Below are 246 nucleotides of genomic sequence, written 5' to 3'. Positions count from 1 at the left end.
AGACCGAAGTCGGGCAGAACAAGCTTGCCATCCTTATCCAGCGTCGTGCCTTCACCAAGTGCTGTGGCAACAGACTGCCCGACCTTCGTCGCAGCCGTGTTGATCGCCCCCTGAACCGTATCGTCCGAAAGGCCCGCAAGCTTCGTCGTTGCTGCATCCGCACCAACCTTGGCCGCATCCGCCGTCGTCTTTACTGTCGCAAGATTGCCGGTGACTGTCTTGACTGACTGGTCAACCGTCTCACCA

1 protein-coding gene is annotated in these 246 nt (G+C 58.9%); it reads right to left on the bottom strand.

The genetic code is table 11. The annotated features are described in order from the left end of the window. Positions 1-246, bottom strand: a 246-nt coding sequence (locus tag AC6CHM_RS25210) for a hypothetical protein (protein ID WP_498176096.1), incomplete at both ends; no start/stop codon positions are given.

It is taken from the genome of Phyllobacterium sp. GQ127, assembly GCF_059758635.1.
This window is presented reverse-complemented; position numbering and strand designations above follow the sequence as displayed.